General features: G+C 72.6%; 11 protein-coding genes. 1 reads left to right on the top strand and 10 read right to left on the bottom strand.

Features of this window, described 5'->3' with window-relative positions:
* The first annotated feature begins 364 nt into the window (after positions 1 to 364).
* Positions 365 to 1,222 (top strand): CPBP family intramembrane glutamic endopeptidase, encoded by an 858-nt coding sequence (locus V1634_RS17975; RefSeq protein ID WP_331209002.1) that lies wholly within the window; start codon positions 365 to 367, stop codon positions 1,220 to 1,222.
* A 79-nt stretch (positions 1,223 to 1,301) separates the two neighbouring features.
* Here the strand turns inward: V1634_RS17975 and V1634_RS17970 are convergent, their stop codons facing one another.
* The 10 genes from V1634_RS17970 to V1634_RS17925 form a co-directional block, all read right to left on the bottom strand.
* The gene (locus tag V1634_RS17970) at positions 1,302 to 2,819 is read right to left on the bottom strand and encodes a family 43 glycosylhydrolase (protein ID WP_331209001.1); all 1,518 of its coding nucleotides are present in this window, start codon (positions 2,817 to 2,819) and stop codon (positions 1,302 to 1,304) included.
* Positions 2,816 to 5,398 (bottom strand): alpha-L-arabinofuranosidase C-terminal domain-containing protein, encoded by a 2,583-nt coding sequence (locus tag V1634_RS17965; RefSeq protein ID WP_331209000.1) that lies wholly within the window; start codon positions 5,396 to 5,398, stop codon positions 2,816 to 2,818. The genes V1634_RS17970 and V1634_RS17965 overlap by 4 nt, the downstream gene beginning before the upstream one ends.
* 189 nt (positions 5,399 to 5,587) lie before the next feature.
* Positions 5,588 to 5,743, bottom strand: coding sequence for a hypothetical protein (locus tag V1634_RS17960; protein WP_331208999.1), 156 nt, complete (start codon positions 5,741 to 5,743; stop codon positions 5,588 to 5,590).
* Complete coding sequence (locus V1634_RS17955; protein WP_331208998.1) at positions 5,698 to 6,138, bottom strand: protein-tyrosine phosphatase family protein; 441 nt, start codon at positions 6,136 to 6,138, stop codon at positions 5,698 to 5,700. The genes V1634_RS17960 and V1634_RS17955 overlap by 46 nt, the downstream gene beginning before the upstream one ends.
* Before the next feature lie 125 nt (positions 6,139 to 6,263).
* Positions 6,264 to 8,360, bottom strand: a complete 2,097-nt coding sequence (locus V1634_RS17950) for a PQQ-dependent sugar dehydrogenase (protein ID WP_331208996.1) — start codon at positions 8,358 to 8,360, stop codon at positions 6,264 to 6,266.
* A gap of 44 nt (positions 8,361 to 8,404) precedes the next feature.
* A complete protein-coding gene (locus tag V1634_RS17945; protein WP_331208994.1) occupies positions 8,405 to 9,370 on the bottom strand; it encodes a hypothetical protein in 966 nt (321 codons plus the stop codon).
* 61 nt (positions 9,371 to 9,431) lie between these two features.
* Entirely contained in the window at positions 9,432 to 10,238 is an 807-nt protein-coding gene (locus V1634_RS17940) for an ABC transporter ATP-binding protein (protein WP_331208993.1), read from the bottom strand.
* Positions 10,228 to 11,031 (bottom strand): ABC transporter ATP-binding protein, encoded by an 804-nt coding sequence (locus V1634_RS17935; protein WP_331208992.1) that lies wholly within the window; start codon positions 11,029 to 11,031, stop codon positions 10,228 to 10,230. The genes V1634_RS17940 and V1634_RS17935 overlap by 11 nt, the downstream gene beginning before the upstream one ends.
* The gene (locus V1634_RS17930; protein WP_331208991.1) at positions 11,028 to 12,218 is read right to left on the bottom strand and encodes a branched-chain amino acid ABC transporter permease; all 1,191 of its coding nucleotides are present in this window, start codon (positions 12,216 to 12,218) and stop codon (positions 11,028 to 11,030) included. The genes V1634_RS17935 and V1634_RS17930 overlap by 4 nt, the downstream gene beginning before the upstream one ends.
* The gene (locus V1634_RS17925) at positions 12,202 to 13,089 is read right to left on the bottom strand and encodes a branched-chain amino acid ABC transporter permease (protein ID WP_331208990.1); all 888 of its coding nucleotides are present in this window, start codon (positions 13,087 to 13,089) and stop codon (positions 12,202 to 12,204) included. Before V1634_RS17925 ends, V1634_RS17930 begins: the two co-directional genes overlap by 17 nt.
* Positions 13,090 to 13,092 lie beyond the last annotated feature (3 nt).

Here is a 13,092-nt window from a genome sequence, read left to right as displayed (position 1 = left end):
CCGCCGGCCCCGTCACCGTCCGGGTCGGCGGACCAGCCCCGGGTCGGCGGACCAGCCCAGGGTCGGCGGACCAGCCTGGGTCCCCTGACCGGGAGCCCTGCGCCATTGTCGTCGGCACCTCCGACATTTCCCGGGCCGAACGGCGGCGCCCAGCCCGCTGTCCCCGGCCGGGACGCCGCTGAGCAGGCCGCACGCCGTCTGGATGATCGCCGGCGTCCGGATGACCGCGCGACGTCGAGGTGACAGCGCGCACGGCGGAACGCCCGGCGAGCGCGGCGCGGGCGACAGCATGGATCAAAGGATGTAGCGACGAATCGTCATGGCGGGCGAGGAGAAAGACCGAGCCGGTCGGCACGCTGGCACCATGCCCAGACGGATCCTCACCGGCGTCGGTGTCGCACTGCTGATCGCCGCCCCGGTGGCACTGGCCCTGTTCAGCGGGGCGGAGGTGCGGACCTCCGCCGACGCCGAGGCCCCGGCCAAGCCGCTGGCCGGGATCGTCGCCGCCACCCTGGTCGGCCTGCTGCTGGTCCGGCTCGTCCCGCTCCGGCTACCGGCCATGCCGGCCGCCGGGGCCGCCGAGCGGCCCGCACTCGGCCGGCAGGCGATCGGACTGGTCGGGATCGCCCTGCTGCTCCCCGCCGTGGTGCTCGCCGTCGACCCCGGCATCTGGTACGCGCCGATCAAGCTCCTCCTCTTCTTCGGCGGCGCCGCGCTGGTGCTGAGGTGCTGGCCGACCGAGTGGCGGGGCGGCCGGGCACACCGACGCGTCCTGCCGAGCCGCTGGTACTGGCTCGGACCGCTGCCCGCCCTGGTCGGCTGGGCGTACCTGCTCTACTACAGCCCGCTCGCCGGCAGCCAGGACATGTCGGGCTACCGCCAGTACGACCGGATCTACCTGCTCGCCGCCACCCTGCTGACCTTCGTCACCGCGAGCCTCGCCGAGGAGATCTTCTACCGGGCGCTGTTGCAGACCCGCCTGGAGGCGCTGTACGGACGCTGGCCCGCGATCGTCGCCACCTCGCTACTCTTCGCCGCGATGCACGTGCACCGGATCGGTGACGGTCCACTGTGGGAGATGGTCGCGGTGATGCTCGCCTGGAACGGCGGATTCGGCCTTCTCGCCGGCTATCTGTGGGCCCGCCACCGCAACGTCTGGGCCATCGTCGCACTGCACACGGCGGTCAACTCGCTGAACCTGCTGCCGCTGCTGGTCGGCTGAGCGGCCGGGTGGCGGTCGGAGCGGAGCACCCGGACCTCGTCGCCTCGCGGCGGCGGGCAACCGCAGCCGTCACCGCCGGTCACCTGATCCGGAACGTGGCCCGTTCCCGGTCGGCGCGGCGGTTGCCGGGCCGGCCGACGGTCAGCCGCCCGTTGCCGTCGTGCGTGACGTACCGGTCGGGGTCCTCGGCGAGCCGCAGCGACACCGCCCCCCGGTCGGCGAGCCCACGCACTCTGACGAAGCTCGCCGCGGCGGCGTACGCGTCGCTGTCCTCGTACGGGTCGATCCGCAGCACGGTGCCGTCGAGCCGGGCGTACCGGTCGGGGAAGTTGACCGACTGCACCGCCACCCGGTCCGGACCGGTGAACCCGGGCACGAGCCGGAACTGTGTGTCGGCGACGTCCCGCACCCCGCCCTCGACCCGGAGCAGATAGCCGAAGTGCCGGACGTACGCCTCCGGCGCGTCGAGCGGGGAGAACCGGAGCACCGGCCCGCCGTCCCCGACCGGTACCCCGAAGCTGGGCGTACCGTCGGTGTTCCAGTACAGCCGCTGCACCCGGGTGTGCCGGTTCGGGTCGAAGAGCGGGTCGCCGGTGATGTCGCGGTAGTCCCGGGCATGGTAGACGAGCACGTCCGTCTCGCCGTCCTCGGCGACGGTGAACGAGTTGTGCCCCGGGCCGTACCGGCGGGTGTTCTCGTTGGTGGCGAAGACCGGCTGCGCCGACTTGGTCCACGAGCGGGCGTCGAGCAGGTCGGCGTTCTCGTCGGCGGTGAGCAGCCCCATGCAGTAGCGGGCGTCGGTGGCGCTGGCCGAGAAGGTGACGAAGACCCGGCCGTTGCGGACCAGCACCGCCGGACCCTCGTTCACCCGGAAACCCTGCACCTCCCAGGGCAGCGTCGGCACGGCTATCCGCACCGGGTCGCCCTGGATCGCCAGCGGGGAGGCCATCGCGGCGATGTAGAGGTTGCTGTTGGTGGCGATCCCCGGCTCGCTCTGCGCCCAGAGGAGGTAGCGGACCCCACGGTGCGCGAAGGTGGTGGCGTCCAGGGTGAAGGTGTCCCAGGCGGTGACGAGTTGGCCGCGCAGCACCCAGCCGGCCGCCGTGCGGGGGTCGGGCTCGGCGGACTCCAGCACGTAGGTACGGATCCGGAACGGGTTGTCGGAGTCTCCGGCGGCGAAGTAGATGTACCAGCGCCCGTCGATGTGGTGCAGCTCCGGCGCCCAGATGTAGCCACCCATCGGGCCGGCGGCCGGGCGCCGCCAGACGGTACGCTCCCGCGCGTCGGCCAGCCCGTCCAGCGTCGACGCGCCGCGCACCACGATCCGGTCGTACTCCGGCACCGAGCCGGTCAGGTAGTACATGCCGCGTACCGGTCGGGTGATGAACGGGTCGGCGCGCTGGGCGACCAGCGGGTTCCGGGTGGTCAGGCCGGCCGACTCGGCCCGCCGGTCGGTGCCGGGTGCCGGGCCGGTGTCGGGCGCCGCCCAGGCCGCGTCCCCGGCGGCCAGCGGCAGTGCACCGGCCGCTCCGGCGACGACCAGGCCGCTCCCGGCGGCGTGCAGCAGTCCACGCCGGCTGACTCCGTCAGTGCTCACCGCGCTGTCCTCTCCACCGCTCCGCTTCCGGTTCCTGCTTCCGCGACGCCGAGCCGGATGAACGTCACCGAGTACGCCGGGAAGGTGTACGCGAAGGTGTTCCGGACGCCGGTCAGCCGGGACTCGCGGGGCTGGATCGGCGTGAACGAGGCGGTGTTGACGTCGTCCGGCCCGCCGGTCAGGGTCGTCACCCGGGCGGTGCCGGCGACCCGCACCCGGTCACCGAGGTCGATCCGGGTCGCCGCCGCGGACGCCTGCGCGTTGACCACCTTCAGCACCAGTTCGCCGGTGGACCGGTCCCGGGTGACCACCTGACGGAACGGCTCGGCGACCCGGTCGTCGGTGAAGCTGCCCCACTCCTGACCGTCCAGATAGAGGGTCACCGTCCGGTTCCGGACCGAGATCCGCAGGTCGTAGGCGCGGCCGGTCTCGACGCTGCCGGGCTTGGCGATCATCGTCTGCTTGCCGCCGCCGCTGGCCTTCTCCACCGCCGTCTGGGTGTTGTTCCAGCCGCCGACGTTCCACCAGTAGAAGTTGCCGGTGTCCCGCACCCCGAAGGCGACCAGGAAGCCCTCGCGGCCGGACCGCTTGGTGGCGGTGACCCGCAGGTCGTAGTCGCGCCAGCCCGGGTCGCCGGCCGTCACCATGGTGTCCTCGGCGACCTCGTCGGACTGCACGTACGCGCCGTCCACGACAGACCACGAGCCCCGCCCGGTGGGGTGGCTCCACTGCCCGGCGCCGCCCGAGAAGTCGTCCCGGAGCAGGGTGGTGCCGTCGGCGGAGGTGACCGTGACGTCGTCGTACGCCGCACTGGTGGCCCAGGTCGACAGACCCACCGCACCGGTGATCGGGACCGTGGTGCCCGGTGTCCCGGAGGCGCGGCTCGGCACCACCTCGTCGCCGACGTTGGTCATGAACAGCTTCTGCACCTGGTAGCTCGCCGACGGCCAGGAGGTGTTGTTGTTGAACCAGATCAGGTCCGGCCGCCACTGCACGTAGTCCTCGTTCGCCAGCAGCGGCGCGTACGACGCCAGTCTCACCACGTCGGCGTTGCGCTCCAGCCCGGTCATGTACGCCGCCTCGGCGAGCGCGTTGTAGAACCGGTTGTCCTGCGAGGCGTACTCGCCGAGGAAGACCTTCGGACCGTTGCGGTCGTAGGAGTCGTACCGGTCGTTGTGCTGGAGGAACCACTCGGGGCTGTTGTAGTAGTGCTCGTCGACCATCTCGACCCCGGCATCCCGGTTGAGCTGCCAGAGCCGGTCGAAGGTGCCGCCCGCGTCGTCCGGCCCCGAGTTGCTGATCACGGTGATCTCCGGGTACGCGGCCTCGATCGCCGCCCGGAACTGCTGGAAGCGGATGAAGAACTCGTCCGGCAGGTTCTCCTCGTTGCCGACCCCGAGGTGGGTCAGCCCGAACGGCGCCGGGTGACCCATCCGGGCCCGCAGGCCGCCCCACCGCGAGGTCGCCGGGCCGTTGGCGAACTCGATCAGGTCCAGGGTGTCCTGGATGTGCCGGCGCAGCAGTTCCGGGTCCTCGGTGGCCCGGTTCTGCCCGCAGCCGGTGACCAGCGCCGGCACCACCGGCAGCGGCATCGCGCCGATGTCCTCGGCGAACTGGAAGTACTCGTAGTAGCCGAGGCCGTAGGACTGGTTGTAGCCCCAGAAGTTGGCGTTGGTGGCCCGTTCCTCGACCGGCCCGACGGTGTCCTTCCACTGGTAGGAGCGGCGCCGCTCGTAGTCCGGCGCGGTGTAGCCGTAGTGGCTGCCGGTGTTGACCAGGCAGCCGCCGGGGAAGCGCAGGAATCCCGGGCGCAGCGCGGCGACCTTCTCGGCCAGGTCGCGGCGCATCCCGTTCGGCCGGCCCTTGAAGGTGTCCCGGGGGAAGAGCGAGACCATGTCGAGGCGTACGGTGCCGCCGCCGGTCCCGGTCACCGCCAGCCGGCCGGTGCCGCTGGTCACGCTGGCCCGGAAGCTGCCGGTGTACTTCGTCCAGCCGTCGCCCCGGACCACGATCCGCAGCGGTGCCGCGAGGTCGGCGCCGCCCGGGTCGGTGAGCCGGACGGTCAGCGGGGTGCCGGCGGCGGCGCTGGTACGGGCCCAGAGCGAGAAGTCGTAGTACCGCTGCCGGTCGAGCCGGATGCCGGAGTTGTATCCCGCGTTGACCACGCCGTAGCTCTGGCCGCCCGCCGGCAGCTCCAGCCGCAGGTAGCGGCGGTTGCGCTCGTTGAGCCGTCCGGTGTCGTCGACCACCGCCACGGTGCCCCGGACCCCGTCCGGCGCGGTCGGGGCCCAGGAGGTCATGCCGGTGTAGGCGGCGTTGTCCGCCGGGTCGTACTCGAAGGACCGGTTCTGTACGAGTTCGGCGTAGAGCCCGCCGTCGGCGGCCCGGTTGATGTCCTCGAAGAACACCCCGTACATGGTGTCGGAGATCGCCGGGCCGGTCCCCGCGGCGTCGACCTCGACGGTGTAGCCGGTGCCGGGTGCGGCCGAGGCGGTGGAGGCGGCGGCGGGGACGGTGCCGAGCACACCGGTCAGCGCCAGGGCGCCCGCGAGCGCACGGGTCGGGCGGGATCGGGACATCGCTCCTCCGTCCGCTGCCGGTCGGCCCGGTAGCCGCCCGCCGCGTCAAGGCGGCGGCCGACATGGATGAGCGTTAACATAGATAGATCGTTATTGGCTGTCAACCATGCGGCGATCGCGTCCTCTGCTTCGTTAGCGTTCACATGCCCGGGAGCCGAGCCCTCGGTGCGGGCCCGGCTCCAGGGCGGCTCAGGCGTTGCCGGTGGCGCCGAGGATCGCCACCGCCAGCAGGATCCGCGGCCCGGTGCCGGAGGCAGAGCGGCTGACGTCGGCGGCGGTCCGCTCCTCGGCGAGCCCGGTCAGGCCGGGATCGGGGCGAACCGGGCGACGTAGCGGCGCTGCCACGGCGTCTCGACCGCGCCCCGGGCGTAGTGCTGGCGCACGAAGGCGACCGCCTGCTCGGCCGGTACGCCGTCGAGCACGGCGAGGCAGGCCAGCGCGGTGCCGGTCCGGCCCTTGCCGCCACCACAGGCGAACTCCACCCGCTCGTCCGCCGCCCGCTCCCACGCCTCCCGGAGAGTGGCCTGGAACCCCGCGCCGTCGCGGGGCAGCCAGAAGTCCGGCCAGCGCACCCAGCGGCTCTGCCACGGGGTCTCCGGCGGGGTGTCGCCCAGCAGGTACACCCCGAACGTCGGCACGGGTCCGGGCGGCAGGGGCCGGCGCAGGCCGCGCCCGCGCACCAGCCGACCCGACGGGAGGCGCAGCACACCCGGGTCGGACGGCGTCCAAGGCTCGGTCATCCCGGCAGTCTAGGCCCTCGGGGCTGATCCGGCGGACCGGTTCGGCCGGCGACCATGCCCGGTCCGCCGGCCGGCGGACCCCCTCCCGCGCTACCGGAACGGCCGGAGGGGGTTCGCCGGGCGGATCAGCGGGGCGTGCCGCGTACGGTCAGGTCGCGCAGCCGGCCGACGTTGTCGAACGAGCCGAAGCCGACCCGGCCGGAGCCGAAGGTGCGGTCCGCAGCGGTCATCAGCGGATCCCGGGAACCGTCGAGATAGACCGCGATCTCACCGGTCGCCGGCCGGTGGACCAGACGGACCCGGTGCCAGCGGTCGTCGGTGATCGCCGGGGCAGCCCCTTCGGAGCGCCCGTTCCACTGGTGGTCGATCCGCTCCCGGTCGGCGTTGTCCACCTTGAAGATGCCGTTGTGTGGATAGATCGTGTTGTCGGTGGAGAGGTGCGCGTAGTAGAACTCCGCGTCCGACCGCCAGCCGAAGACGATGATCACGTCCCGGTTGGGCTCCTCGACCGGCGTGTCGAGGCGTACCTCCGCGTTGACCTCCACCGCGCCGAACTCGGGCCCGGCGGTCAGCACCGCGTACTCGTACGGGCGGCGCGGGCCGGGGCGCTGGGCACCCGCCTCGGCCAGGATCACCTGGCTGCCGGTGAACCGCCACTTCTCCGGAGTGACCGGAGCCCAGTTGGTCGGCCGCATGGTGTCCCGGACCCTGGTGGTGCCGACCGGTCCACCGGCGTACTCCCGGGTGCCGGTGACCTTCCAGATCTTCCCGTTGGCCTTGGCCAGGACGTACAACTCGCCCTGTGTGTCGGTGCCGAACCGCAGGTCCACCCGGTTCGGGTCACCGGGCGCACCGGGACCGGACAGGTCCTGCATCCGCACCGGGGTGCCGGCCGCGTCGAAGAGGGCGAGCCGGTGGATCGGCGCCAGGTCGGCACCCCGCCGCATCTGGTCGACCTCGGTGTAGAGCACCCGGCCGTCGACGAGGTCGCCGAAGACGTACTTGCCGCGCAGCGCCGGTACGTCCCGGCCCCGGTAGACGAAACCGCCGGCCACTGCGACGCCGATGTCCGAGGTGCAGTTCCAGCCTGGTGCCGGTTCGTGGTCGTAGGCGGCGACCGGGTACGTGTAGCCGTAGCTGGCGTCGTCCGGCGGCAGCGGGAAGATCCGGTCACACGGGTCGGCCGGCGTCCGGTCGAAGACGAAGGCGCCCTCGCGCTCGCTCCAGCCGAAGTTGTCGCCGGCCCGCACCTCGTAGATCGCCTCGATGGCGTGCTCGCCGATGTGCCCGAGATACATCCTGCCGGTGGCCCGGTCCCAACTGAACCGGTGCGGATCCCGCATGCCGACCGCGTAGATCTCGCCGAGCGCGCCGGCCCGGCCGACGAAGGGGTTCGACGGCGGGATGCCGTACCGGCCGTTCGGGGCGTTGCTGCCGGCCGGGTCGATCCGGAGCAGCTTGCCGTGCGGCATCGCCAGGTTCTGCGGGTCGGTGTTGCGCACCCCGACGCCGCCGTCGCCGGCCGCGATGTAGAGCAGGCCGTAGTCGGCGTCGCCGCGCCGGGCGGTCGGGTTGAAGTTGATCTCCTGGATGCCGTGTACCCGACCGCCGAAACCGATCCGCAGCACCTCGCGCCGGCTGCCGGCGAAGGTGTCGGCGGCCGGGTCGACGGCGGTCCACTCGGTGATGATCCCGTGGAAGACGGTGTCGGGCTGGCTGTAGTCCGGCACCACCGTCGTCGACGGAGCCGACTCCGTGTGCACCGTGTAGAACCGGCCGTTGCGCCCGAAGTCAGGGTGGAAGGCGACGTATCCGAAGCCCTGCCCGAGGCCCTGACCGGAGAAGAAGCGCGGCGCGAAGGTGCCGGCCACGTCGAGGTAGACGTGCGGCACGCCGTCGGAGACCAGATAGAGGCTGCCGTTGAGGTCGGGTACCGCCCGCCGGCCCGACCCGTCCGGCAGCTCCATGATGGTGTTGATCCGGGCCTGCCGCATCAACCGCGGATCGGTGGGTGCCGGCGTCGGCTCCGACTTCGGGAACGCCGCGTACTCGGTCAGGACCAGCCCGAGCCGCGACTGGATCTGCTGTTCGGGTACGGGATCGTAGACCGCGTCGGCGGCCCGGGCCGGTGCCGCACCGACCAGGGTGGAGAGTACGAGCGCGGCGGTGGCGAGCGAGGCGGTGCCGAGCGGCCTGCGGAGCCGACGGGTGGAAGTACGCACGCGGGGTCACTCCGTTCTCGGGAGGGAACTTCGGCGGATGGGGGTCAACGTCCTCCGGTCACGTGGCGGTACTGCTTCTCGACCTGGCGCGCCGGGACGACGCGGTCGAGGAACATCAGCGAGTCCATCCGGCAGTCGCAGGGGTTCTGCTCCCGGGTGTCCTGCGGGAAACTGCCGCCGATCTTGATGCCCCGGGGGTCGGTGGCGGTGCTGCGGTGCCGCCCCGGGCCGGCGACCTGCCACGGGTCGTCGGTACGGGTGTAGAAGCCGTCGAGCGGTCGGCCGTTGCGATAGAGCGCCATGCTGCCGTCGGTGAAGTCGAAGGTGGCGGCGAGGAAGACCCACTCGCCGACCGGTAGCAGGGTCCGCCAGTCCGCGGCCGCCGCGAAGGTCTGCGACTCGCCCCCGTCGAGCCGCCGGCCGAGGGCGACCAGCCGCAGTTCACCGTCGACGGTGATGAGTTCGAGCAGCGCCCGGACGGCGTGCCCGTCCGAGTCGCCGGTGAGTATCCCGGCCAGCCCGACGGCGTTGAACCGGTCGCCGGGGTCGGCGGTGTTGGAGTTCGGCGCCGGCCCGTCGCCGAGCATCTTGAACCAGCCCAGCACGCTCGCCCCGGCGGCGCCGTTGAAGGCGTGCAGGCTGGGCAGCCCGGTCGGCGCGTAGACGCCGGCCTTCCAGTCGTCGTTGCCGGCCACCGCCGGAGCGACCTGCCGGGTCTGCACCGCCCGGCCGCTGCCCCGGTGGGCCCGGTCCGGCACCCGCATCGCGGCGCCCCCGTTGACCAGGTCGAGGGTGGTGCCGGAACGGCCGAGGTCGCGTTCCCGGGCCGGGTCGCCGCGCAGCGGGTGGTCGAAGTCGTAGTGCGCGACGAGCCGGTGCCGCAGTTCGGGGTGGACGGCGCGGTGGCGGTCGCCGTACCCGTGGGCCGGTGTCGCCGTGCCGGTCGCCACCAGCAGCGCGGCCAGGACGGCGGCGGTGCCGGCCACGACGGTACGTTTCGGTCTCGACATCGCGTACACCTCTCTGTGCGTCGCGGCGAGCTGACGCCGGCGGGTCGGTTCCGCGCCAGCCCTAACCGGTGGGGTCGCCGGTGCCGTCGTCACCCGCCTGGTCGGTGGAGCTGCGGGCCGCCGTGCCGACGGCGGGTGGCGACTCGCCGGGCCGGCCGCCGAGGTAGAGGTCGCCGAGCTGCGGGTCGGCCAGCAGCTCGGCCGCCGGGCCGGCGATGTGCACCCGGCCGAGGTCGAGCACGCAGCCGAGGTCGGCGGCCTCCAGCGCCCGCCGGGCGTTCTGCTCGACCAGCAGCACCGCCGTGCCGGCGTCGCGCATCCGGATGACCTGCTCGAAGACCGTGCTGGTCGCCTTCGGGTCCAGCCCCATCGACGGCTCGTCGAGAAGCACCACCCGGGGTTCGACCATCAGCGACCGGGCGAACTCGACCTGCTTCTGCTGCCCGCCGGAGAGCAGTCCGGCGAGGCTGCCCCAGCGCTGCGCGACCACCGGGAAGACGTCCCGGACGAAGTCGGCCCGCCGCGCCAGCAGCGCCTTGTCCCGCAGGGTGTAGCCGCCGAGCAGCACGTTCTCGGCCACCGTCATCTCCCGGAACACGCTGTGCCCCTGGAGCACGTGCGCCACCCCGGCGGCGAGCATCCGCTGCGGCCCCTGGCCGGTGACGTCGACCCCGCCGACGAGGATCCGGCCGGACCGGGGCTTGAGCAGCCCGCTGGCCACCTTGAGCACCGTGGACTTGCCGGCGCCGTTGGGACCGACGAGGCAGACGATCGAGCCGGCTTCGACCGAGACGGAGAGCCCGCGCAGCACCGGGGCCGCCCGCCCGTACCCGGCCTGGACGTCGACGAGTTCGATCTCAGACGCCAAGGTACGCCCCCAGCACCCGCTCGTCGGAGCGGATCACCGACGGCGGTCCCTCGGCGATCGGCCGTCCCCGGTCGAAGACCACGATGTGGTCGCTGATGCCCATCACCAGGTCCATGTTGTGCTCGACGATCACGAAGGTCCTCCCCTCGGCGTTGAGCTCGCGCACGAGCGCGCCGATCCGGTCCAGCAGTGCCGGGTTGACCCCGCCGGCCGGCTCGTCGAGGAGCACGGTCTCCGGGCCGCTCATCAGCACCCCGGCGAGTTCCAGGAGTTTCTGCTGCCCCCAGGACATGTTCCGGGCCTCGACGTCGGCCAGGTGCTCGATGCCGAGCCGGGTCAGCCAGCCCCGGGCCCGGTCCAGTTCGGCCCGGCGCCGGGCCCCCCGCAGCTGGCCGAGGAACCCGACCGGGCGGGCCGCCGCGAGGACGTTGTCCAGCGCCGACATCCGGGGGAAGACCCGGCAGAGCTGGAAGGTACGACCGATGCCGGCCCGGGCTATCGCGTGCGGGCTCCGCCGGGTGATCTCCTCGCCCCGGTACGACGTCCGCCCGCTGTCCGGCCGGATCATCCCGGTGACGCAGTTGAAGAAGGTCGTCTTGCCGGAGCCGTTCGGCCCGATCAGCGCGTTGACCTGCCCGTGCCGGAACGCCACGGTGGCCGCGTCCAGCGCGGTGACCCCGCCGAACGCCTTGGTCAGCCCGACGGTGGCCAGGCTCTCCGGGCCGCCCGCCCGCTCCGCCCTCGACGTGCCGCTCGTCGCGGGACCCGTCGGCCCGGTCTGCTCTCCGGTCACGGCCGCTCCTCCCTCGCCCGGTCGTCGGGGGCACCGACCGGAACCGTGGCCGGCGGGTCCGTCGCCGGGCCACCGCCCGGGCCGCTGGTGGCGCGGTCGCGCAACTCGGCAGCCGTCACCTCGCGGATCGAACTCTGCGCCGGCCGCAGGAACCGGTCGAGCAGGGCGCCCACCGCCGGCAGCACCCCGTCGGGCATGAACATCACCACCAGGGCCAGCAGCAGTCCGGTGGCGACCAGGTGCAGCGGGGTGTTGCCGAACTCCACCTTGAAGTACTCCAGTCCGATGCCGACGATCAGTGCGCCGGCCAGCGGGCCGAAGAGGTGGCGTACCCCGCCGAGCAGCGCCATCAGCACCAGGTAGGCGCCGGTCAGGATGGAGAACTGGAAGACCGGGTCGAGGTCGCCGAACCAGAGCGCGTAGAGGCCGCCGGCCAGGCCGGTGAAGCCGGCCGAGACCACGAAGACCACCAGCTTGTACCCGAAGGTCGGGGTGCCGAGCGACTCCGCCTTGTCCTCGTCCTCCCGGATCGCCTTGAGGCCGAGCCCGAAACGGGACCGGTCGACCAGCCACCAGACCAGCAGCGCGACCGCGAGCAGGGCGGCGAACAGATAGAAGAAGACCCGGTGGTGCTCCGGCCGGAGCAGTCCCGGGAACGGGCGCGGCACGACCAGCCCGCGCGACCCGCCGGTGAACGACGCCCAGCTCTGGAAGACCAGCAGCAGGATCAGCACCAGGGCGATCGACACGATCACGAACGACGCACCGCGCACCCGCAGCGCCGCGTACCCGACCGGGACCGCGAACGCCGCGACCAGCAGCGTCGCCACGGCGAGCGCGACGAAGCTCGGCAGTCCGGCCCGGACCACCAGCAGGCCGGTGGCGTAGCCGCCGAGCCCGGCCAGCGCGCCGTGCCCGAGCGAGATGTACCCGGTGAAGCCGCCGACGAAGTTCCACGCCGTCGAGAGCACCGCGTAGTTCAGCACCACGATGCCGGCAGAGAGGATGTACGGGTTCGGCGCCCAGGACGGGAAGGAGAGTACGGCGGCGGCGAGGGCCACGATCACGACCACCCGGAGCGGCCCGGCGAACCGCTGTGCCGGGGCCGTAGCCGTAGCCGGTGCCGGGGCCGGGGCCGGGGCCGGGGCCGGTGCCGGTGCCGGTGAAAGCTCAGAAGCGCTGGGCAAGCCGGCCTCCGAAGAATCCCTGCGGGCGGAACGCCAGCGTCGCGAAAAGGGCCAGATAGAAGGTCGTCTGTGCCCAGGTGGTGCCGAGCGGGATCTGCAACAGGCTCTGCACCAGCCCGAGCAGCATCGCGGCGACGGCCGCCCCCGGTACGCTGCCCAGCCCGCCGACCACGATGATCGCCATCAGTGGGCCGATCCAGTGCCAGTGCAGCGACGGGTAGATGGTGGTGTCCAGGGCCAGCGCCGTACCGCCGACGGCGGCGGTGGCCAGCCCGACACCGAAGCCGAAGCCGGCGACCCGGTCGGTATCGATCCCGAGCAGCCGGGCGGCGTCGGGGTGCTGGATCGTCGCCCGCAGCGCCCAGCCGAACCTGGTCCGCTTGAGCAGCAGGTAGAGCGTGAGCAGCGCGACCGCGGCGAGCCCGAAGGCGATCAGTTTGACCACCGCGATCCGGGCGCCGAAGAGGCCGAGGCTGGCCGAGCCGTAGCCGAGCTGGATCCGCCGCTGGGTACCGGTGAAGGCGTAGCCGAGCAGCCCCTCGATGAGTACGGCGATCGCGAAGGTGAGCAGTACCGACATCATGGTGAGGGTCACCGGGCGCAGCCGGGCCAGCAGCAGCCGTTGCAGCAGCACGCCGAGGCCGAAGAAGAGCGGGACGGTGACGACCATCGACAGCAGCGGGTCGACGCCCAGCCTGGCGTGCGACCACCAGGCGAGGTAGGCGGCGAGGATGAGGAACGCCGAGTGGGCGATCATCACCACCCGCATGATGCCGAAGTAGAGGGTCAGGCCCGCCGCCAGGAGGGCGTACAGCCCACCCAGCAGCAGGCCCAGGATGACGCTCTGGAAGAGCAGGGCGCCGGACGGCATCCG

The sequence above is a fragment of the Plantactinospora veratri genome (genome assembly GCF_036421995.1).
GTDB lineage: Bacteria > Actinomycetota > Actinomycetes > Mycobacteriales > Micromonosporaceae > Plantactinospora > Plantactinospora veratri.
This window is presented reverse-complemented; position numbering and strand designations above follow the sequence as displayed.